The sequence below is a fragment of the Streptomyces sp. NPDC002773 genome, assembly GCF_040295605.1.
Taxonomy (GTDB): domain Bacteria; phylum Actinomycetota; class Actinomycetes; order Streptomycetales; family Streptomycetaceae; genus Streptomyces.
On record NZ_JBEOVO010000001.1, the window covers coordinates 153,755 to 175,749 of the forward strand.

A 21,995-nucleotide genomic window follows, 5' to 3' on the forward strand; every position below is an offset into this window, starting at 1 on the left:
GTACCTCCGGGGCCCTTGTCGACGGCGATGTCGGCAGGCTAGCGTCATCCTCGATGGAAAGCGCTTTCTATGGATGATCCGTGGGGCGCGGCACAACCGGGAGAGGAACCTTTCGTGACACGCAGGACAGTCCGCATCGCCATGAACGGCGTCACGGGACGCATGGGATACCGCCAGCACCTCGTCCGCTCGATCCTCGCCCTGCGCGAACAGGGCGGCCTCGACCTCGGCAACGGCGAGACCCTCTGGCCCGAGCCCGTCCTCGTCGGCCGCCGCGAGCCCGCCCTGCGCGCGCTCGCCGAGCGCCACGGCCTCACCGAGTGGTCCACCGACCTCGACGCCGTCCTCGCCGACGACAGCATCGACATCTACTTCGACGCCCAGGTCACGTCCGCCCGCGTCGACGCGCTCACCAAGGCCATCGCCGCCGGCAAGCACATCTACACGGAGAAGCCCACCGCCGCCGACCTCGCGGGCGCCCTCGACCTCGCCCGCCTCGCCTCCGCGAAGGGCGTCAAGCACGGCGTCGTCCAGGACAAGCTGTTCCTGCCGGGCCTGCTCAAGCTCAAGCGCCTCATCGACGGCGGCTTCTTCGGCGAGATCCTGTCCGTACGCGGCGAGTTCGGCTACTGGGTCTTCGAGGGCGACTGGCAGGACGCCCAGCGCCCCAGCTGGAACTACCGCGCCGAGGACGGCGGCGGCATCGTCGTCGACATGTTCCCGCACTGGGAGTACGTGCTCCACGAGCTGTTCGGCCGCGTCACCTCCGTCAGCGCCCACGTCGCCACCCACGTCCCGCGCCGCTGGGACGAGCAGGGCAAGCCGTACGAGGCCACCGCCGACGACGCCGCGTACGGCATCTTCCAGCTGGAGGGCGGCACCGTCGCCCAGATCAACTCCTCCTGGACGGTCCGCGTCAACCGCGACGAACTCGTCGAGTTCCAGGTCGACGGCACCCACGGCTCCGCCGTCGCCGGGCTGCGCGGCTGCCGCGTCCAGCACCGCTCGGCCACCCCCAAGCCCGTCTGGAACCCGGACATCCCGGTCACCGAGTCCTTCCGCGACCAGTGGCAGGAGGTCCCCGACAACGCCGAGTTCGCCAACGGCTTCAAGGCCCAGTGGGAACTGTTCCTGCGGCACGTCGCCCTCGGCGAGCCGTACCACTGGGACCTCCTCGCCGGCGCCCGCGGCGTCCAGCTCGCCGAGCTGGGCCTGAGGTCCGCCGCCGAGGGCCGCCGCCTCGACGTCCCCGAGGTGTCCCTGTGATCCGTCTGCCCGGACCCGACGGAGGCGTACGGGAGTACGCGCCGCGCGCCGAGCCCCTCGCGCTCACCACGAGCGGCGCCCTGGCCTCCCGTACGGTCTTCTCCGCCGCCCACGTCGTCGCCGACCCCTACGCCGACACCACCCCCGACTCCCCGGCGGCCGTCGACTGGGACGCCACCCTCGCCTTCCGCCGCCACCTCTGGTCCCACGGCCTCGGCGTCGCGGAGGCCATGGACACCGCCCAGCGCGGCATGGGCCTCGACTGGGCGGGCGCCGCCGAACTGATCCGCAGGTCCGCGGCGGAGGCCAGGAGCGTCGGCGGCCGGATCGCCTGCGGCGTCGGCACCGACCAGCTCACGGGCCCCGCCGACCTGCCGGCCGTCCGCAAGGCGTACGAGGAGCAGCTCGCCCTCGTCGAGGACACCGGCTCCCAGGCCGTCCTGATGGCCTCCCGCGCCCTCGCCGCCGCCGCTTCCGGACCCGAGGACTACCTCGACCTGTACGGCCACCTGCTGCGCCAAGCGAGCGAGCCCGTCGTCCTGCACTGGCTCGGCCCGATGTTCGACCCGGCGCTCGACGGGTACTGGGGCTCGGCCGACCTCGACACCGCCACCGAGACCTTCCTTGAGGTCATCGCCGCGCACCCCGACAAGGTCGACGGCATCAAGGTCTCCCTCCTCGACGCCCGCCGCGAGGTCGAACTCCGCCGCCGCCTCCCGGAAGGCGTCCGCTGCTACACCGGCGACGACTTCCACTACCCGGAGCTGATCGCCGGCGACGAGCAGGGCTTCAGCCACGCCCTGCTCGGCATCTTCGACCCGCTGGCCCCGCTGGCGGCGGAGGCTGTCAGGACCCTGGACACCGGAGACGCCGACGGCTTCCGCGCGATCCTGGACCCGACGGTCGCCCTCTCCCGGCACCTCTTCCAGACCCCGACCCGCTTCTACAAGACCGGTGTCGTCCTCCTCGCCTGGCTGGCCGGCCACCAGGACCACTTCACGATGGTCGGCGGACTCCAGTCCGCCCGCTCGCTCCCGCACCTCGCGCGGGCGTACGAACTCGCCGACGGCCTCGGCCTGTTCCCCGACCCGGCGCTCGCGGAGGCCCGGATGCGCTCGCTCCTCACGGTGTACGGAGGCCCGCAGTGAACCTGGACCGCTTCTCCGTCAACCAGATGACGGTCAAACAGCTCACCCTGCCCGACCTCGTAGCCCACTGCGTCCGCCTGGGCATCCCGGGGGTGGGCCTGTGGCGCGCGCCCGTCCAGGAGTACGGGGTGGAGGCGGCGGCCGCGCTGGTCCGGGAGGCGGGCCTCTCGGTCACCACCCTCTGCAGGGGCGGCTTCTTCACCGCCGACGGCTGGGAGGAGGACAACCGCGCGGCGATCGACGAGGCGGTGACGCTCGGCACCGACACCCTCGTCCTGGTCTCCGGCGGCCTCACCCCCGCCTGCCCCGACCTGCCGTCGGCCCGTGCGCGCATTGCGGAGGCGATCGGCGAACTGGCCCCGTACGCGGGGGAACGCGGCATCCGCCTCGCCATCGAACCCCTCCACCCGATGTACGCCTCCGACCGGTGCGCGATCTCCACCCTGGACCAGGCGCTGGCCATCGCCGAGCACTTCCCGCCCGAGCAGGTGGGCGTCACCGTCGACACGTACCACCTGTGGTGGGACGACCAGGCCCCGGCGGCGGTGGAACGCGCGGGCGCGGCCGGCCGCATCCACTCCTTCCAACTCGCCGACTGGACCACCCCGCTCCCGGCGGGAGTCCTCAACGGCCGGGGCCAGTTGGGCACCGGCTGCATCGACCTCCGTGCCTGGGCGGACCTGGTCGAGAAGGCGGGCTACCCGGGCCCGGTCGAAGTGGAGCTCTTCAACGACGAACTGTGGGCGAGGGACGGCGTGGAGGTCCTGGAGGAGACGCTGGAAAGGTTCCTGGAGGTCTGACACCCGCGGCGCGTTCCCGGCGGCCGCGGCCTCGGTGATCACGGAGATCCAGCTCGGCAGGCCCAAAGGGAAAGGCGACTGAGTGACCGACGAGACACCCGCACAGAGCGCCGCGGAGATCGTGGCGGCCCAATGGCGCACGGTCCTGTCGTACGGGCCGGAGGTGATCGAGCCCGAGATGGTCCGGGCGGCCTTCGCGCAGCCGCGGCTACGGCAGCTCTTTCCCGGCGTGAGCCACGGAATCCTGCTGTTGAGCCGCTGCGTCGGATATCCCCATTCGAGGGACGTACCCGCCGTGTATCCCCTCCGGGGAGGGGGCTACGAGGTGACGAACCGCGCCGGGGCGGAGGAGGTCCACGGCCGGTTCGCGACGGCCGGTGAGGCGTTCGCCGAGGTCGCGGCCCACCTGCCCGAGGGCTGCGGACCGGCCGTCCTGGGGACGGTGCACGACCTGTGAGGCGCGTGGGGTGAGCCGCGTGCGCGCGGGCCGGTGACCCGCGTTCGCGCGGGCCGCGCACGCTGTCCGACCGGCCCGCTACCTTCGGGGCATGTCCAACGAAGGTCGCGGGCCGGGACCGGCCGTGCTCGAAGGGGTCCTTGAGCGGATCACCTACGCCAATGAGGAGACCGGCTACACCGTCGCCCGCGTCGACGCCGGGCGCGGTGGTGGGGACCTGCTCACCGTGGTGGGGGCGTTGCTCGGGGCGCAGCCGGGGGAGTCGCTGCGGATGGAGGGCCGTTGGGGCTCGCACGCGCAGTACGGCAAGCAGTTCACCGTCGACAACTACACGACCGTCCTGCCCGCCACCATCCAGGGCATCCGGCGTTATCTCGGCTCCGGTCTGATCAAGGGCATCGGGCCCGTCTTCGCCGACCGCATCACCTCGCACTTCGGGCTCGACACCCTGGACATCCTCGAAGAGGCCCCCGCGCGGCTGATCGAGGTTCCCGGCCTCGGCCCCAAGCGGACCAAGAACATCACCGCCGCCTGGGAGGAGCAGAAGGCGATCAAGGAGGTCATGGTCTTCCTCCAGGGCGTCGGCGTCTCCACCTCCATCGCGGTCCGGATCTACAAGAAGTACGGGGACGCCTCGATCTCCGTGGTGCGGAACCAGCCCTACCGGCTCGCCGCCGACGTCTGGGGCATCGGCTTCCTCACCGCCGACAAGATCGCGCAGGCCGTGGGGATACCGCACGACAGCCCGGACCGGGTGAAGGCCGGACTGCAGTACGCGCTGTCTCAGTCCAGCGACCAGGGCCATTGCTTCCTGCCCGAGGAGCGGTTGATCGCCGACGCCGTCAAACTCCTCCAGGTCGACACGGGGCTCGTCATCGAGTGCCTCGCCGAGCTGGCCGAGGACCCCGAGGGGGTCGTACGGGAGGTGGTGCCGGGCCCCGAGGGCATGCCCGTCACCGCCGTGTACCTGATCCCCTTCCACCGGGCCGAGTTGTCGCTCGCGGGGCAGCTCCGCCGGCTGCTCGGTGCCGACGAGGACCGGATGGCCGGCTTCCGGGACGTGGCCTGGGACAAGGCCCTCGCGTGGCTCGCGGACCGGACCGGGGCCTCGCTCGCGCCCGAGCAGGAGGAGGCCGTGCGGCTCGCCCTCACCCGCAAGGTCGCCGTGCTCACCGGCGGACCCGGCTGCGGCAAGTCGTTCACGGTCCGCTCCATCGTGGAGCTGGCCCGCGCGAAGAAGGCCAAGGTCGTCCTCGCCGCGCCCACCGGACGGGCCGCCAAGCGGCTCGCCGAGCTGACCGGCGCCGAGGCCTCCACCGTCCACCGGCTCCTCGAACTGAAGCCGGGCGGCGACGCGGCCTACGACCGGGACCGGCCCCTCGACGCCGACCTGGTCGTGGTCGACGAGGCCTCCATGCTGGACCTGCTCCTGGCGAACAAGCTGGTGAAGGCGGTGGCGCCGGGCGCCCATCTGCTGCTCGTGGGCGACGTCGACCAGCTTCCGTCGGTGGGCGCGGGTGAGGTCCTCGGCGATCTGCTCGCGCCGGGAAGCCCCGTACCGGCGGTCCGGCTGACCCGGATCTTCCGGCAGGCCCAGGAGTCCGGCGTCGTCACCAACGCGCACCGGATCAACGCCGGCGTCCCGCCCAGGACCGAGGGGCTGCCGGACTTCTTCCTCTTCGCGGAGGAGGAGACCGAGGACGCCGCCCGGGTCGCCGTGGACGTCGCGGCCCGCCGGATCCCGGCCAAGTTCGGGCTTGACCCGCGCCGGGACGTCCAGGTCCTCGCCCCCATGCACCGGGGCCCGGCGGGCGCGGGCTCGCTCAACGGGCTGCTCCAGCAGGCGATCACCCCGGCCCGCCCGGACCTGCCGGAGAAGCGGTTCGGCGGCCGGGTCTTCCGGGTCGGCGACAAGGTCACCCAGATCCGCAACAACTACGACAAGGGCGCCAACGGGGTCTTCAACGGCACCGTCGGCGTCGTCACCGCCCTGGACCTGGTCGAGCAGCGGCTGACCGTGCGGACGGACGAGGAAGAGGAGGTGCCGTACGACTTCGACGAGCTGGACGAGCTGGCCCACGCGTACGCGGTCACCATCCACCGCTCCCAGGGCAGCGAGTATCCGGCGGTGGTGATCCCGGTCACCATGAGCGCCTGGATGATGCTCCAGCGGAACCTGCTCTACACGGCCGTGACCCGGGCCCGGAAGCTGGTCGTCCTGGTCGGCTCCCGCCGCGCGATCGCCCAGGCCGTCCGTACCGTCTCGGCGGGCAGACGCTTTACCGCACTCGCCTTCCGGCTCACAGGTCGCACCCTCGTGTGAAAGATCACGGAGGACTACCGGAACCGGGGCGAAGGGGGCAGGATATGAAGGTTGGCGGCACTGAGTGCCGCCGATTGGCCCAATGGTCGACCCCGAGTGCACTCTCCTGAGCCAAATGGGGGATGGTAGAGACAGTCAGGGCACCTCGAAGAAGAGGCACTACGTCGGTGAGGGATGACGTGAGCGACAACTCTGTAGTACTGCGGTACGCGGACGGTGAATACACCTACCCGGTGGTCGAGAGCACCGTCGGCGACAAGGGCTTCGACATCGGGAAACTCCGAGCCCAGACCGGTCTGGTCACCCTGGACAGCGGATACGGCAACACCGCCGCCTATAAATCCGCGATCACCTACCTCGATGGTGAGCAGGGGATCCTGCGGTACCGCGGCTACCCCATCGAGCAGCTGGCGGAGCGCTCCACCTTCCTTGAGGTGGCGTACCTGCTGATCAACGGTGAGCTGCCCAAGGTCGACGAGCTGGCGACCTTCAAGAACGAGATCACGCAGCACACGCTGGTCCACGAGGACGTCAAGAACTTCTTCCGCGGCTTCCCGCGGGACGCCCACCCGATGGCGATGCTGTCGTCGGTGGTCTCCGCGCTGTCCACGTTCTACCAGGACAGCCACAACCCGTTCGACGAGGAGCAGCGCCACCTCTCCACGATCCGGCTGCTCGCGAAGCTGCCGACGATCGCGGCGTACGCGTACAAGAAGTCGATCGGCCACCCCTTCGTCTACCCGCGCAACGACCTCGGGTACGTCGAGAACTTCCTGCGCATGACCTTCTCGGTGCCGGCGCAGGAGTACGACCTGGACCCGGTCGTCGTCGCCGCGCTCGACAAGCTGCTGATCCTGCACGCGGACCACGAGCAGAACTGCTCGACGTCCACCGTGCGTCTGGTCGGCTCCTCGCAGGCGAACATGTTCGCGTCGATCTCCGCCGGCATCTCGGCCCTTTGGGGTCCCCTGCACGGTGGCGCCAACCAGTCGGTCCTGGAGATGCTGGAAGGCATCAAGGCCAACGGCGGCGATGTCGACTCCTTCATCCGCAAGGTGAAGAACAAGGAGGACGGCGTCCGCCTGATGGGCTTCGGCCACCGGGTGTACAAGTCCTTCGACCCGCGCGCCAAGATCATCAAGGCGGCGGCGCACGATGTCCTCTCGGCCCTCGGCAAGTCCGACGAGCTGCTGGACATCGCGCTGAAGCTGGAGGAGCACGCGCTCTCCGACGAGTACTTCGTCTCGCGCAACCTCTACCCGAACGTGGACTTCTACACGGGTCTGATCTACCGCGCGATGGGCTTCCCGACCGAGATGTTCACCGTGCTCTTCGCGCTCGGCCGGCTCCCCGGCTGGATCGCCCAGTGGCACGAGATGATCAAGGAGCCGGGCTCCCGCATCGGCCGCCCGCGCCAGATCTACACGGGCGAGGTCCTCCGCGACTTCGTCCCGGTCGAGTCCCGCTAGCGGCTTCGCCGTGAGTGAGGGCGCGCCCCTGGCGGCGAGCCCTGAAAAAGAAGGAAGCGCCCCGCCGTCGATCCCCCCACGGGTCGACGGGCGGGGCGCTTCCCATATCCCGGAGCGGATTCCCCCCACGGGATCCGGGCCGGGCGTCTGCCGGGCGTCAGCAGAAGCTGCGCGGGGCGGGCGCGACGCGGTCTGCCGGGGTACGTACGTACGGGAGGGCCGCTCAAAGCTCCCCGGTGCACGTCCCCCGGCCAACGCTTGCCAATGGGACGTCCCCCAAGACCTCCCAATGAACGTCCCCCAAGACGTTCTCGGCATCGCCCACTTAGACTCGCGAACAGCCCAGATGGTTACCCCCCAATATCTGTGATCTAGATCTCCTTGTGAAGGTCCTGTGCGTCACGTGTGGGTGAATTCACGTGAAGCGCCGCAGCCGCAGGCTGTTGGAGACGACGAACACGGACGAAAGGGCCATGGCCAGGCCCGCGATCATCGGGTTGAGCAGTCCGGCCGCCGCGAGGGGCAGCGCGGCCACGTTGTAGCCGAAGGCCCAGCCCAGGTTTCCCCTGATCGTCGCCAGGGTCCGCCGGGAGAGCCGGATCGCGTCGGCCGCGACCCGCAGGTCGCCCCGGACCAGGGTCAGATCGCTCGCCTCGATGGCCGCGTCCGTACCCGTCCCCATCGCCAGGCCGAGATCCGCGGTGGCGAGCGCGGCGGCGTCGTTCACGCCGTCGCCCACCATCGCGACCGTCCGGCCCTCCGCCTGGAGCCGCCGGACCACCTCGGCCTTCTCCTCGGGCAGCACCTCCGCGATCACCTCGCCGATGCCCACCTCGGCGGCCACCGCCTCCGCCACCGCCCGGTGGTCCCCGGTGAGCAGCACGGGCCGCAGCCCCAGGCCGCGCAGCCGGGCGACCGCCTCGGCGCTGGTGTCCTTGACGGTGTCGGCGACGGTCAGGGTGCCCCTGGCCACCCCGTCCCAGGCGACGTGGACGGCGCCGGGCCCGGCGGCGCCCGCCGGGACCTCCACGCCTTCCGCCGTGAGCAGGGCGGCGCGGCCGACGAGGACCAGATGGCCGTCGACCGAGCCGCGTACGCCGAGCCCGGGGACGTTCTCGAAGGTCTTCGGTACGGGGAGCGGGCCGCACCGCTCGGCGGCGCCGGCCGCGACCGCGCGGGCCACCGGGTGCTCGGAGGAGTGCTCCAGGGCGCCCGCGAGCCGCAGCAGCCGGACCTCGTCGGTGCCGTCGGTGCCGTACTTCCCCCCGTACACATGGACGCCGGCCAGCCGCATCCGGCCGGTGGTGACCGTCCCGGTCTTGTCGAGGACGACCGTGTCGACGCGGCGGGTGGACTCCAGGACCTCGGGGCCCTTGATGAGGATGCCGAGCTGCGCGCCCCTGCCGGTGCCGACCAGGAGGGCGGTCGGGGTGGCGAGGCCGAGGGCGCAGGGGCAGGCGATGATCAGGACGGCGACGGCGGCGGTGAACGAGGCGGTCGGGTCGTCGGTGACGAGCAGCCAGGTGACGAGGGTGCCGAGCGCGATGAGGAGCACCACGGGGACGAACACGGCGGAGATCCGGTCGGCGAGCCGCTGCACCTCGGCCTTGCCGTTCTGGGCGTCCTCGACGAGCTTCGCCATCCGGGCGAGCTGGGTGTCGGCGCCGACCCGGGTGGCGCGGACGACGAGCCGGCCGGAGACGTTGACGCAGCCGCCGGTGACGGCGCTGCCCCCGGTGACGTCGAGCGGCAGTGACTCGCCGGTGAGCAGGGAGGCGTCGACCGCGGAGGCGCCGTCGGTGACGGTGCCGTCGGTGGCGATCTTCTCCCCGGGCCGTACGACGAAGAGGTCGCCGGCCCGGAGCGCGGTGACCGGGATCCGTACCTCCGTGCCGCGCCGCAGGACGGTCACGTCCTTCGCGCCGAGCTCCATCAGGGCCCGGAGCGCCGCGCCCGCCTTCCGTTTGGCGCGGGCCTCCAGGTAGCGGCCGAGCAGGATGAAGGTGACGACTCCGGCCGCGACCTCCAGGTAGATCGTGGAGGTGCCGTCGGAGCGGTCGGCGGTGAGGTCGAAGCCGTGCCGCATGCCGGGCATGCCCGCGTCGCCGAGGAAGAGGGCCCAGAGCGACCAGCCGAAGGCGGCGAGGGTGCCAACCGAGACGAGGGTGTCCATGGTGGCGGCGCCGTGCCGGAGGTTGGTGCGGGCGGCCCGGTGGAAGGGCAGCCCGCCCCAGACGACGGCGGGGGCGGCGAGCGTGAGGGAGAGCCACTGCCAGTTGTCGAACTGGAGCGCCGGGACCATGGCGAGCAGGACGACGGGGGCGGCGAGGAGGGCGGTGACGGTGAGCCGCTGCCGGAGGGCGGCGAGCTGGGGGTCCTCCGCGGGCTCGGGCCGGGGCCCATCGGGGGCGGGCCGCTCGGGCTCGGGCTCGGGCTCCGGGGGCGGGGGTTCCTCAGCGGTGTAGCCGGTCCTGACGACGGTGGCGATCAGATCGTCGACCGCCAGCTCCGGGGGGTGCTCGACCCGTGCCTTCTCGGTGGCGTAGTTGACCGTCGCGGTCACCCCGTCCATCCGGTTGAGTTTCTTCTCGACACGGGCGGCGCAGGAGGCACAGGTCATGCCACCGATCGTCAGCTCGGTGATCGTGGACGTCATGAGCGGTTCCAAACGAGAGCAGGGCCGTACCCGGTTACGGTACGGCCCTGCGGGGTGGTGGCAGGCGAGCGGTCAGACCAGCTCGTAACCGGCCTCGTCGACGGCGGCCCGCACGGCCTCCTCGTCGAGCGGGGCGGCGGAGACGACGGTCACCTGGCCGGTGGCGGCGACGGCCGTGACCGAGGAGACGCCGGGCAGCTCGGAGATCTCACCGGAGACGGCGCCCTCGCAGTGGCCGCAGGTCATGCCCTTGACGTGGTAGACGGTGGTGAGCTCGGTCTTCGTCTCTGCGGACATGGCGTTCTCCTCGTGGGTGTCAGAGCCGTACACCACCAATTTATACCCCTAGGGGGTATAAATTCCAGTCAGGGCCGGTCGTGGCGCGCGGCCGGCCTCGGTCATGGCGCGCGAGCAGCCTCGATCGTGGCCCGGAAGGCGGGCTGTCTCCGTCTTCGGGTCATCCCGCCGAACCCTATGGTAAATACCCCATATGTCGCATTCGGGGACCACGCTCATCCTGATCATGGCGATCGCCGTCCTGGCGCCGCTGCTCGCCTACGCGGTCGGGCGGAAGCTCCCCGTCCCCCTCGTCATCTTCGAGATCCTGCTCGGCATCCTCATCGGCCCCGACGTCCTCGGCTGGGCCCGTCCGAGTGAGCTGATCGACGGACTCTCCGAACTCGGCCTCACCATGCTGATCTTCCTTGCGGGGTACGAGATCGAGTTCGGCAAGGTCCGCGGCGACACCCTCCGGCGCTCCGTCCGGGCCTGGCTGATCGCCCTCGTGCTCGGACTCGCCGCCGGCATCCTGCTCGGCGGCGGATACGCGAAGGGCGTCTTCATCGGCGTGGCGCTCACCAGCACCGCGCTCGGGACCGTCCTGCCGGTGCTCCGGGACGCGGGCGACCTCCACGGCAGGTTCGGCTCGGTCGTCATGGCCTTCGGGGCGGTCGGCGAGTTCGGCCCGATCATCGCCATGGCGCTGCTCCTGAGCGGGCGCGGCGCCGGCGAGTCGACCGCGCTCCTCGCCGTCTTCGCCGCGCTCACGGCGGGGGCGGTCTACTGGGCGCTGCGGCCGCGCCCGCCGTGGTTCTCCAAGATCATCGCCAGGACCCTGGACAGCAGCGGCCAGTTCGCGGTCCGGTTCGTCTTCCTGCTGCTCGCCCTGATGCTCGGCGCGTCGACGGCCCTCGGGCTCGACGTGCTGCTCGGCGCCTTCGCGGCCGGACTCGTCACCCGGCTCGTGCTGACGGGCGCCGCGCCCGAGTCCGGCCCGCGGATCCTGGAGAAGATCGAGGGCGTCGGCTTCGGCTTCCTCGTCCCCGTCTTCTTCGTCGTCACCGGGATCGAGTTCGACCTGGACTCGCTCCTCGACGGCGGCAGGACCCTGCTCCTGCTGCCGGTCTTCCTGCTGCTGTTCCTGCTGGTGCGCGGCGGGCCGATCTGGTTCCTCGCCCCGCGCGACCTCGGCCGAGAGGACCGGACCGGGCTCGTCCTGTACGGCTCCACCGCGCTGCCGCTCGTCGTCGCGATCGCCACCATCGGCGTGGACGACAAGGTGCTGACGGCGGGCGAGGCGGCGGCGCTCGTGGGGGCGGGGATGGTCTCCGTCCTCGTCTTCCCGCTGCTCGCGCTGAAGCTGCGGGCGCGGGTGAAGACGGGGGCGGGAGCTGGGGCGGGGGAGGGGTCGGGAGGGGCGGACAGGTCCGGGGGCTCCGTCAGCGGGTCCGAGACGTGGTGACCGGCGGCGCCGTGTTCGACCCCTCGGTCAGCGGGGCCAGATAGCGCAGGAGGACGGTCTTGAGCTCGACGATCGTCGCGTCGCGCTCGGACCCCTCGGGCGCGGCGAGCACGAGCCCGAGGCCGCCCTTGAAGGTCGCGAAGGCCATGTCGGCGACGCGGGCGCGGTCCTCCGCGGGTGTCCCGGGGGCGTAGTGGGCGAGGACGTCCTGCACCCGGGCGAGCAGCGAGACGTGGAGGGCGTCGTGCTCCTCGGCGATCCGGCCTGGCACCTCGGAGCCGTGCATGAGGGCGAGGAAGGCGGGGTTCTGGCAGTTGAACTCGATCATCGGATCGACGACGGCGTCGAGCAGCTCGGGCAGCGGCAGGGAGAGGTTCGCCGCGGTGAACGCCTGGCCGTGGGCCTCCCGCATCTCGTGCAGGAGGCGCTCGCCGAGCTCTATCGCGATGGCCTCCTTGTTCGGGAAGTACTGGTAGAGCGTGCCGGGCGAGACATGGGCCTCGCGCGCGATCGCGTTGGTGCTCGCCGCCGTGTAGCCGTTCGCGCAGAAGACGTTCGCGGCGGCCTGGAGCAGCTGCGCGATGCGGCGCTCACCGCGCGCCTGGCGGCGGCGCGGCTTGGGCTCTCCTGACGCCTCTCCGGACACTTCTCCACCCAGGTCGTCGGACACGTCGTCGGACATGACTGTCCCCAGCTTCCTCAACACGTTTGACAAATGCGAGAGGTCACTCGCATTCTTGAGAAACGCGAGTGATCGCTCGTGTTTGCCAGTCTATGGCAATGGGCGACCCCTGTGACCTGCCGGGAAGCGAGCACAGGGGTCAGGTGAAGGGGACACCTCGTCATGGCCGAAGTCAAGAAGACACCGCCCGGTGGGGGCGCGCGTGGGGCCGGGGGGTGGACGCGGTTCGTGACCGCTCGCCCGCGCCTCACGCTCCTCGTGGCACTCGTCCTCACCGCCCTCGCCGTGCTGGCCGGCGGCGGGGTCGCCGACCGGATGGGCAGCGGAGGCTGGGAGGACCCGGCCGCCGAATCCACGTACGCGACGGAGGCCCTGGAGCGCCGCTTCCCCGGCTCCCAGCCCAATCTGCTCCTGCTCGTCGACGCGGGACCGACCGGCGTCGACGCCCCGGCGGTCGCCGCCGAGGCCCGCGAGCTCGCCGAGCGGCTCGACGCCGAACCGGGCGTCGACGGCGTCGGCTCCTACTGGTCGACCGGCTCGCCCGCCCTCCGCTCCGAGGACGGCCGGAAGGCCGTCATCGCCGCCCGGATCGCCGGTGAGGAGAAGGACGCCGCCGCCGTCCTCGACCGGATCGCCCCCGAGTACCGGGGCGCGCACGGCCCCGTCGAGGTCTCCCTCGGCGGCTCTCTCGCCGTCCGCCACGAGATGCAGGTGGTCATCCAGGAGGATCTGCTGCGGGCCGAGCTGATCGCCCTGCCCGTCACCCTCGTCCTGCTCGTCATGGTCTTCGGCAGCGCCGTCGCCGCCCTGCTGCCGCTCGGCGTCGGCATCGTCGCCATCCTCGGCACCAACGCGGTCCTGCGCGGCATCACCGAGTTCACGGACGTGTCCGTCTTCGCGCAGAACCTGACGACGGCCCTGGGGCTCGGACTCGCCATCGACTACGCCCTGTTCGTCGTCCGCCGCTACCGCGAGGAGCTCGCCGCCGGGGCCGACACGTACACCGCCGTGCGCACCACCCTGCGCACAGCCGGCCGGACGGTGCTCTTCTCGGCCCTGACCGTCGCCGTCTCGCTCGCCGCGATGCTGGTCTTCCCGCAGTACTTCCTGCGCTCCTTCGCGTACGCCGGGATCGCCGTGGTCCTGCTCGCCGCGACCGCCGCGCTCACCCTGCTCCCGGCGGCCCTCGTCCTGCTCGGCCCCCGGGTCAACGCCCTCGACCTGCGGCGCCTCCTTCGCCGGGGCCGTAACGGCAAGGACGCCCCCGATGCCCTCGATGCCCTCGACGGAGACGGAGACGGCGGCCGAGACGGAGGCGGATACGGCGGCGGCGGTCGTGAAGGCGCCGGCTGGGCGTGGGCGGCCGCGCTCGTGATGCGCAGGGCGCCGGTCTTCGCCGTCCTCACCACCGCAGGGCTCGTCCTCCTCGGACTGCCCTTCCTCGGCGTGCAGCTCGGCACCGCCGACGACCGCCAGCTGCCCGCCACCGCCTCCTCCCGGGTCGTCCAGGACCAGCTGCGGGACGGCTTCCCCGGCGACCCCGGCGGCGGGATCACCGTCCTCGCCGAGGGCCCGGCCACGCCCGCGCAGTACGCGGCCTACCGCGAGCTGATCACCGGCGTCGACGGCGTCGTACGGGCAGAAGGACCGGTGACCACCGGCAGCGGCCACGCCTACTTCACCGTCGTGCCCGAGGGGGAGGCCGTCGGCGCCGAAGCCCAGCGGACGGTCGGTGAACTCCGGTCCGTGCCCGCCCCGTTCGAGACCTCCGTCACCGGGCAGGCCGCCGTCCTCGTCGACTCCAAGGACGCCCTCGCCGAGCGGCTGCCCTGGGCGGCGGCGATCATCGTCCTCGTCACGCTGGTCCTCGTCTTCCTGCTCACCGGCAGCGTCCTCATCCCCGTCCAGGCCGTCGTCCTCAACGCCCTCAGCCTCACGGCGATGTTCGGGGCCGTCGTCTGGGTCTTCCAGGACGGGCACCTCTCCGGCCTCCTCGGCTTCACCCCCACCGGTGACATCGAGACCACCCTGCCGGTGCTCATGTTCTGCGTGGCCTTCGGACTCTCCATGGACTACGGGGTGTTCCTGCTCTCCCGCATCAAGGAGGAGTACGACACCACCGGCGACCACGAGCACTCCGTCCGCTTCGGCCTGCGCCACACCGGCGGCCTCATCACCGCCGCCGCCGTGATCCTCGCCGTCGTCATGGTCGCCATAGGCACCTCCCGCGTCACCAACACCAAGATGCTCGGCCTCGGCGTCGCCCTCGCCGTCCTCATGGACGCCATGGTGGTCCGCAGCCTCCTCGTCCCCTCCGTGATGAAACTGACCGGCCGCCTCACCTGGTGGGCCCCGGGCCCGCTGCGCCGCTTCCACGACCGGTTCGGGATCAGCGAGTCGGACGGGGCGGCCGAGGGGTCCGGGGCGACCGGTGCGACCGGTGGAGCCGGTGGGGCCGAGGCACCCCGGGAGGCCGTCTCGCTGGGCAGATGAGAAAGCGGGACGCCGGGCCCCCGGACGATCCGGGGCCCGGCGCCCTCGCCACGGCCGAGGCTTGCGGTCAGTCGCGGCGGCCCCGGTTGCCGGGGCGGCTCGCGACCCAGGCGCGGATCGTGTCCGCGTACCAGTAGGGCTTGCCCGACTCCACCTGGTCGGGGGCCGGCAGCAGTCCGTGCTTCCGGTAGGAGCGGACCGTGTCGGGCTGCACCTTGATGTGCGCGGCGATGTCCTTGTACGACCAGAGCCTCTTGTCCGTCATGCCTGGTACCTCCCTGCTCACCACGCAGCGGCGGCGGGGGTGCCGTTCGGGGGCGCTGCGGGCGGGCGTTGGCGATCACTGAGCCTGTGCCCCCTGCAACGGCCGCCCCAGACAGGAGGAGAGCGCCTGTCGAGCGCCTGTGACGGAAAACCCGCATAACGGAGATATGTGTGACGACGAAGGGACGCGCGTGACAGAAGTGACGCAACAGGACCTCGGCGTGTCCGCGTGCCTCACCCCTGGTCAGGGAGGTATGCGCCCGTCACACGCCGCAGGAGCGAAGAAAGCGCCGGGTGCGCAGCGCGATCGGGTACGGGACGTCCGGCTCGCACGGGTACATGTCCTGCTCGACGATCGCGAACAGGTCCACGTCGAGCGCCGACGCGGCGGCGAGCACCGGTGCGAGGGCGGGCACCCCCGACGGCGGTTCGCACATCACGCCCCGCGCCACGGCCGGCCCGAACGGCACCCCCTCGGCCACCACCCCGGCCAGGACCTCCGGGTCGACCTGCTTGAGATGGAGGTAGCCGATCCGCTCGCCGTACGTCTCGATCAGCTTGACGCTGTCCCCGCCCGCGTACGCGTAGTGCCCGGTGTCCAGGCAGAGCGAGACCGCGTCCGGGTCGGTGGCGTCGAGGAACCGGGTGACGCTCTCCTCGCCGTCCAGATGGGTGTCGGCATGCGGATGGACGACGATCCGCAGCCCGTACCGCTCACGCACCTCCCGGCCGAGGCGCTCGGTCAGCCGGGTCAGGTCCCGCCACTGGGCCGGGGTGAGCGTCCGGTCCTCCAGGACCTCGCCCGTGCGGTCGTCCCGCCAGAACGCCGGGATGACGACGAGCTGGTCCGCGCCCATCGCCTGCGCCAGGGCCGCGTTCTCGGCGACGTGCGCCCAGGTGCGGTCCCAGACCTCGGGGCCGCGGTGGAGGCCGGTGAAGACCGTCCCCGCCGAGACCCGCAGGCCGCGTCGGGACGTCTCCTCCGTCAGGACGGCCGGATCGGTGGGCAGATAGCCGTACGGGCCGAGTTCGATCCACTCGTAGCCGGCGCCGGACACCTCGTCGAGGAAGCGCTGCCAGGGCACCTGCCGGGGATCGTCGGGGAACCACACCCCCCAGGAGTCCGGGGCGGAGCCGACCCGGATGCGGGACGGCGAAGGAGACGGGGAAAGGGAAGGGGAAGGGGAAGCGGACAGGGGCGAGGACGGCTGCGGTGACGGCTTCGTCATGCCTGCCACCTTCGCCGGGGCCCGAGAGCAGCGTCAAGCACGCCGGTCCGGTCCGATCCGGTCGGTCCTGTCGTCCGAATGTCCGGACATATCGTTGACACGCCTCCGGGCGGACGGCTAGACCTGGGTGCGGAAGCCGGACGCGAGAGGTGGCGCGTGGAGACGGAGCCGTACGACCTGATCACCATGGGGCGCCTCGGCGTGGACCTGTACCCGCTCCAGACCGGGGTCGGGCTCGACCGGGTCGAGACCTTCGGCAAGTTCCTCGGCGGCTCCCCGGCCAACGTGGCCGTCGCCGCCGCCCGGCTCGGCCGCCGCACCGCCCTCGTCTCCCGTACCGGCGCCGACCCCTTCGGCACCTATCTGCGCCGCGAGCTCAAGGGCTTCGGGGTGGACGACCGCTGGGTGGCCGAGGTCGACGCGTACCCGACGCCCGTCACCTTCTGCGCCCTCTTCCCGCCCGACGACTTCCCGCTCACCTTCTACCGGCGGCCCAAGGCGCCCGACCTGGAGATCCACCCGCACGAGCTCGACCTCGACGCGATCCGCGCCGCCCGGGTCTTCTGGGCGACCGGCACCGGCCTGAGCGCCGAGCCGAGCCGCACCGCGACCCTGGAGGCGCTGCGCGCCAGGTCCGGCCGTGAGGTGACGGTCCTCGACCTGGACTGGCGACCGATGTTCTGGGCGGACCCGGCGGCGGCCCGCCCGTACTACACCGAGGCGCTGCGGCACGCGACCGTCGCCGTCGGCAACCTCGACGAGTGCGAGGTCGCGACGGGGGAGCGCGAGCCGTACGCGGCCGCCCGCGCCCTCCTCGCCTCCGGCAGCGGGCGCGGCCTCCGGCTCGCCGTCGTCAAGCAGGGGCCCGGGGGCGTCCTCGCGCTGGCCGCCGACGGGAGGTGCGCGGAGGTGCCGCCGCTGCCGGTGGACGTCGTCAACGGGCTGGGCGCGGGCGACGCGTTCGGCGGGGCGCTCGTCGACGGACTGCTCGCCGGGTGGGACCTGGAGACGGTCCTGCGCCGAGCGAACGCCGCCGGGGCGATCGTCGCGGGCCGTCTCGCCTGCTCCTCCGCCATGCCGTACGCCTCCGAGATCGCCGAAGCCCTCGCCACGGGCAGCGGCACCCTGCCGAAGGCCCACGCCACGCCCGGCAGCATGCCGCCGGAGACCGGGTAGGGATGCGCCATGAGTCCTGACCGACCCCCGTCCCGACCCCCGTCCCTCCCCTCCCTCCACCTGCCCGCCGGGACCGCCGCCCGAGGCCCGTACACGGTCGACATCGACCCCGCGCGGGCCGGATGGACGTACTCCGCCCTGCGCGTCCTCGCCCTCGGACCGGGGGAGATCCACTCCTTCGAGAGCGGGGATTCCGAATGGGTCGTGCTTCCCCTCTCCGGTGCCTGTAGCGTGCGCGTCGACGGCGAGATCCTCGAACTCCTGGGCCGCGCGAGCGTGTTCGAAGGAGTGAGCGACTTCGCCTATGTACCGCGCGACGCCCACGCCCAGATCGCCTCCGGTGCGGGAGGCCGCTTCGCTTTGGCAGGAGCGAAGTGCGAGCGACGACTCCCCGCCCGCTACGGCCCCGCGCCGGAGGTTCCCGTCGAGACCAGGGGCAGCGGCAACCGCGCCCGCCAGGTGCGGAACTTCGCCTCGGCGGAAGCCTTCGACTGCGACCGGCTCATCGCCGTCGAGGTCGTCACGCCCGGCGGCAACTGGTCCTCCTACCCGCCGCACAAGCACGACGAGCACCGCCCCGGCGCCGAGTGCGTCCTGGAGGAGATCTACTACTACGAGATCGAGGGCCCGAACGGCCTCGCCTACCAGCGGATCTCGCCCTCCCGGCCCGGCGGCGCCGACCTCCTCGCCGAGGTGCGCCACGGCGACGCCGTCCTCGTGCCCGACGGCTGGCACGGCCCCTCGATCGCCCAGCCGGGCCGCGACCTCCACTACCTCAACGTCATGGCGGGCCCCGGCCCCGAGCGCGAGTGGAAGATCTGCTTCCACCCGGACCACACGGAGGGATACGCATGAGCAGGGGGACGCATGAGCAGGGGACGCGCATGAGCAGGGGATCCGCATGACCGTCCGGCTGACCGTCGCCCAGGCGCTCGTGCGCTTCCTCGCCGCCCAGTACACCGAGCGCGACGGAGCCCGGCACCGGCTGTTCGCCGCCACCTGGGGCATCTTCGGCCACGGGAACGTCGCCGGGATCGGCCAGGCGCTCCTCGAAGAGCCCCGCATGCCCTTCCACCAGGGCCGTAACGAACAGGCCATGGTGCACGCCGCCGTCGGCTACGCCCGCCAGTGCAACCGGCTCTCCGCGCACGCCGTCACCACCTCCATCGGCCCCGGCGCCACCAACCTCGTCACCGGCGCCGCCCTCGCCACCGTCAACCACCTGCCGGTGCTGCTCCTGCCCGGCGACACCTTCGCGGGCCGCCCCGCCGACCCCGTACTCCAGCAGCTCGAAGTCCCGTACGCGGGCGACGTCTCCGTCAACGACTGCCTGCGCCCCGTCTCGAAGTACTTCGACCGGATCGGGCGCCCCGAGGCCCTGATCCCGGCCGCGCTCGCCGCGACGCGGGTCCTCACCGACCCCGTGGAGACCGGCGCGGTGACCCTCGCGCTGCCCCAGGACGTCCAGGCGGAGGCGTACGACTGGCCGGAGGAGTTCTTCGCCGAGCGGACCTGGCGGGTCCGCCGCCCCTCCCCGGACGAGGACGAACTGAACGCGGCCGTCGCGGCGATCGGCCGGGCCACCCGGCCGCTGATCGTCGTCGGCGGCGGTGTCCGGTACAGCGGGGCCGAGGAGGCGCTCCACGACTTCGCCACGCTGACCGGCATCCCCGTCGCCGCCACCCAGGCCGGCAAGGGAGTGCTCCCGCACGGCCACCCCCAGGACGTCGGCGGCATCGGCCACACCGGCACCGCCGTCGCCGACCACCTCGCCCGCACCGCCGACGTGGTCCTCGGCGTCGGCACCCGCTGGACCGACTTCACCACCGCGTCGGGCACCCTCTTCGGCCACCCCGACCTGCGGTTCGTCAACCTCAACATCGCCGCCTTCGACTCCCACAAGATGGCCGCGCTCCCGCTCGTGGCGGATGCCCGCGAAGGACTGGAACAGCTCCACGCGCTCCTCGACCCGCACCACGTCACCGCGCACTACGCGCACGAGTACGCCGAGGAGAAGCTCCGCTGGCAGACCCGCGCCGACGCCGCCTACGCCGTCCCCGACGAGGACGCCCGCCCCACCCAGACCCAGGTACTCGGCGTACTCGACACTCTGGTCGACGGCACCGACATCCTGATCAACGCCGCCGGATCGCTCCCCGGCGACCTCCACAAGCTGTGGCGGACCCGCTCACCGGACCAGTACCACGTCGAGTACGGCTACTCCTGCATGGGTTACGAGATCCCGGCGGCCATCGGCGTCCTCCTCGCCGCGCCCGGCCGGCCCGTCTGGGCGCTCGTCGGCGACGGTACGTATCTGATGAACCCCACCGAAATCGTCACCGCAGTCCAGGAACGCCTGCCGCTGCGGCTGATCGTCCTCCAGAACCACGGCTACGCCTCCATCGGCGGCCTGTCGGAGGCGGTCGGCGCCGAGCGGTTCGGCACCGACTACCGCCACCGTGACCCCGACGGGGGCTTCACCGGACCGCCGCTCCCCGTCGACCTCGGCGCCAACGCCGCCTCCCTCGGGATGCGGGTGCTGCGCCCCCGCACCGTGCGTGACCTGCGGGAAGCCCTCGCGGACGCGCGGGAAGCGACGGTTCCCACATGTGTCTACGTCGAGACCGAAACGGCAGACAGAGTGTCGGGCCCGCCCCCGGCCCAGGCGTGGTGGGATGTGCCCGTGGCCGAGACGTCGACCCGCCCGTCGGCGGCCAAGGCCCGCGAGGAGTACGACCGGCACGTCACCGCCCGACGCCGCCATCTCTGAAGGAGTAACTCGTCATGACGAAGACCGTCCACCACTGGATCGGTGGCAAGACCGTCGAGGGCACGTCGGGCAACTGGGGCCCGGTCACCGACCCGGCCACCGGCGCCGTCACCACCCGGGTCGCGCTCGCCTCCGTCGAAGAGGTCGACGCCGCCGTCGCCGCCGCGAAGGACGCCTGGGCGACCTGGGGCACCTCCTCGCTCGCCCAGCGCACCACCATCCTCTTCAAGTTCCGCGCGCTGCTCGACGCCAACCGCGACGCCATCGCCGAGCTGATCGTCGCCGAGCACGGCAAGGTCCACTCCGACGCGCTCGGCGAGGTCGCCCGCGGCCTGGAGATCGTCGACCTGGCCTGCGGCATCACCACCCAGCTCAAGGGTGAGCTCTCCACCCAGGTCTCGAACCGCGTGGACGTGGCGTCGATCCGCCAGCCGGTCGGCGTCGTCGCCGGCATCACGCCCTTCAACTTCCCGGCCATGGTGCCGATGTGGATGTTCCCGATCGCCATCGCGACCGGCAACACCTTCATCCTCAAGCCCAGCGAGAAGGACCCGTCGCCGTCCCTGAAGATCGCCGAGCTGCTCGCTGAGGCGGGCCTCCCGGACGGTGTCTTCAACGTCCTGCACGGCGACAAGGTGGCCGTCGACCGGCTCCTGGAGCACCCGGACGTCTCCGCGATCTCCTTCGTCGGCTCGACCCCGATCGCCCGCCACATCCACACCACCGCCTCCGCCAACGGCAAGCGCGTCCAGGCGCTCGGCGGCGCCAAGAACCACATGCTGGTCCTCCCGGACGCCGACCTCGACGCGGCGGCCGACGCGGCCGTCTCCGCGGCGTACGGCTCGGCCGGCGAGCGCTGCATGGCGATCTCGGCGGTCGTGGCCGTCGGCGCCATCGGCGACGAGCTGGTGCAGAAGATCCGCGAGCGCGCCGAGAAGATCAAGATCGGCCCCGGCAACGACCCCACCTCCGAGATGGGCCCGCTCATCACGGCCGTCCACCGCGACAAGGTCGCCTCCTACGTCCACGGCGCCGCGGACGAGGGCTGCGAGGTCGTCCTCGACGGCACCGGATACACGGTCGACGGCCACGAGAACGGCCACTGGATCGGCCTCTCCCTCCTGGACCACGTGCCGACCACGGCCAAGGCGTACCAGGACGAGATCTTCGGCCCGGTGCTCTGCGTGCTGCGTGCCGAGACGTACGAGGAGGGCCTCGCCCTCATCAACGCCTCGCCGTTCGGCAACGGCACCGCGATCTTCACCCGCGACGGCGGCGCGGCCCGCCGCTTCCAGCTGGAGGTCGAGGCCGGCATGGTCGGCGTGAACGTGCCGATCCCGGTGCCGGTGGGCTACCACTCCTTCGGTGGCTGGAAGGACTCGCTCTTCGGCGACCACCACATCTACGGCAACGACGGCGTGCACTTCTACACCCGCGGCAAGGTCGTCACCACCCGCTGGCCGGACCCGTCCGAGGCCCCGGCGGGCGTGGACCTGGGCTTCCCGCGCAACCACTGACCGC

General features: G+C 71.9%; 17 protein-coding genes. 12 read left to right on the forward strand and 5 right to left on the reverse strand.

The features are described from left to right. Positions 1 to 114 precede the first annotated feature (114 nt). The 6 genes from ABT034_RS00730 (at position 115) to ABT034_RS00755 (ending at position 7,463) form a co-directional block, all read left to right on the forward strand. The gene (locus ABT034_RS00730) at positions 115 to 1,266 is read left to right on the forward strand and encodes a Gfo/Idh/MocA family protein (RefSeq protein ID WP_351209765.1); all 1,152 of its coding nucleotides are present in this window, start codon (positions 115 to 117) and stop codon (positions 1,264 to 1,266) included. Beyond that, on the forward strand, positions 1,263 to 2,414 hold the full coding sequence (locus ABT034_RS00735; RefSeq protein ID WP_351209767.1) for a dihydrodipicolinate synthase family protein: 1,152 nt from the start codon (positions 1,263 to 1,265) through the stop codon (positions 2,412 to 2,414). Before ABT034_RS00730 ends, ABT034_RS00735 begins: the two co-directional genes overlap by 4 nt. Before the next feature lie 26 nt (positions 2,415 to 2,440). Continuing rightward, positions 2,441 to 3,214 carry a sugar phosphate isomerase/epimerase family protein gene (locus tag ABT034_RS00740; RefSeq protein WP_502972781.1) on the forward strand — a complete coding sequence of 258 codons (774 nt, stop codon included), beginning with the start codon at positions 2,441 to 2,443 and terminating at the stop codon, positions 3,212 to 3,214. Positions 3,215 to 3,296: 82 nt separating this feature from the next. Continuing rightward, positions 3,297 to 3,671, forward strand: coding sequence for a DUF6193 family natural product biosynthesis protein (locus ABT034_RS00745; RefSeq protein WP_351209771.1), 375 nt, complete (start codon positions 3,297 to 3,299; stop codon positions 3,669 to 3,671). 91 nt (positions 3,672 to 3,762) lie between these two features. Further along, the gene (gene recD2, locus ABT034_RS00750) at positions 3,763 to 5,994 is read left to right on the forward strand and encodes an SF1B family DNA helicase RecD2 (RefSeq protein ID WP_351209773.1); all 2,232 of its coding nucleotides are present in this window, start codon (positions 3,763 to 3,765) and stop codon (positions 5,992 to 5,994) included. A gap of 179 nt (positions 5,995 to 6,173) precedes the next feature. Further along, on the forward strand, positions 6,174 to 7,463 hold the full coding sequence (locus ABT034_RS00755) for a citrate synthase (protein WP_351209775.1): 1,290 nt from the start codon (positions 6,174 to 6,176) through the stop codon (positions 7,461 to 7,463). 415 nt (positions 7,464 to 7,878) lie between these two features. Here ABT034_RS00755 and ABT034_RS00760 read toward each other — a convergent pair whose 3' ends face one another. Together ABT034_RS00760 and ABT034_RS00765 are read right to left on the reverse strand one after the other, a co-directional pair. Continuing rightward, entirely contained in the window at positions 7,879 to 10,119 is a 2,241-nt protein-coding gene (locus tag ABT034_RS00760; protein WP_351209777.1) for a heavy metal translocating P-type ATPase, read from the reverse strand. 72 nt (positions 10,120 to 10,191) lie between these two features. Next, a complete protein-coding gene (locus ABT034_RS00765) occupies positions 10,192 to 10,416 on the reverse strand; it encodes a heavy-metal-associated domain-containing protein (RefSeq protein ID WP_351209779.1) in 225 nt (74 codons plus the stop codon). A gap of 193 nt (positions 10,417 to 10,609) precedes the next feature. Between ABT034_RS00765 and ABT034_RS00770 the strand changes: the two genes are divergently transcribed. Next, a complete protein-coding gene (locus tag ABT034_RS00770; RefSeq protein WP_351209781.1) occupies positions 10,610 to 11,860 on the forward strand; it encodes a cation:proton antiporter in 1,251 nt (416 codons plus the stop codon). Here ABT034_RS00770 and ABT034_RS00775 read toward each other — a convergent pair. Continuing rightward, a complete protein-coding gene (locus tag ABT034_RS00775; protein ID WP_351209783.1) occupies positions 11,838 to 12,542 on the reverse strand; it encodes a TetR/AcrR family transcriptional regulator in 705 nt (234 codons plus the stop codon). The genes ABT034_RS00770 and ABT034_RS00775 overlap by 23 nt on opposite strands. A 162-nt stretch (positions 12,543 to 12,704) precedes the next feature. Between ABT034_RS00775 and ABT034_RS00780 the strand changes: the two genes are divergently transcribed. After that, positions 12,705 to 15,035: an MMPL family transporter gene (locus ABT034_RS00780; RefSeq protein WP_351209785.1), complete on the forward strand. Its 2,331-nt coding sequence runs from the start codon at positions 12,705 to 12,707 to the stop codon at positions 15,033 to 15,035. Positions 15,036 to 15,102: 67 nt separating this feature from the next. On the opposite strand, the gene ABT034_RS00785 is transcribed toward ABT034_RS00780, so the two are convergent. Next, positions 15,103 to 15,300: a helix-turn-helix transcriptional regulator gene (locus ABT034_RS00785; protein ID WP_351209787.1), complete on the reverse strand. Its 198-nt coding sequence runs from the start codon at positions 15,298 to 15,300 to the stop codon at positions 15,103 to 15,105. Between the two features lie 262 nt (positions 15,301 to 15,562). Continuing rightward, complete coding sequence (locus ABT034_RS00790; protein ID WP_351209789.1) at positions 15,563 to 16,528, reverse strand: sugar phosphate isomerase/epimerase family protein; 966 nt, start codon at positions 16,526 to 16,528, stop codon at positions 15,563 to 15,565. Positions 16,529 to 16,714: 186 nt separating this feature from the next. Here ABT034_RS00790 and iolC point away from each other — a divergent pair, with 186 nt between their 5' ends. From iolC to mmsA, 4 genes are read left to right on the forward strand one after another with little or no spacing between them, the layout of a single operon-like run. After that, positions 16,715 to 17,704: a 5-dehydro-2-deoxygluconokinase gene (gene iolC, locus ABT034_RS00795; protein WP_502972782.1), complete on the forward strand. Its 990-nt coding sequence runs from the start codon at positions 16,715 to 16,717 to the stop codon at positions 17,702 to 17,704. Between the two features lie 9 nt (positions 17,705 to 17,713). Next, the gene (gene iolB / locus ABT034_RS00800) at positions 17,714 to 18,559 is read left to right on the forward strand and encodes a 5-deoxy-glucuronate isomerase (protein WP_351209793.1); all 846 of its coding nucleotides are present in this window, start codon (positions 17,714 to 17,716) and stop codon (positions 18,557 to 18,559) included. A 46-nt stretch (positions 18,560 to 18,605) separates the two neighbouring features. Further along, positions 18,606 to 20,474, forward strand: a complete 1,869-nt coding sequence (gene iolD / locus ABT034_RS00805; RefSeq protein WP_502972763.1) for a 3D-(3,5/4)-trihydroxycyclohexane-1,2-dione acylhydrolase (decyclizing) — start codon at positions 18,606 to 18,608, stop codon at positions 20,472 to 20,474. A gap of 14 nt (positions 20,475 to 20,488) precedes the next feature. After that, a complete protein-coding gene (gene mmsA / locus ABT034_RS00810) occupies positions 20,489 to 21,991 on the forward strand; it encodes a CoA-acylating methylmalonate-semialdehyde dehydrogenase (RefSeq protein ID WP_351209795.1) in 1,503 nt (500 codons plus the stop codon). Positions 21,992 to 21,995 lie beyond the last annotated feature (4 nt).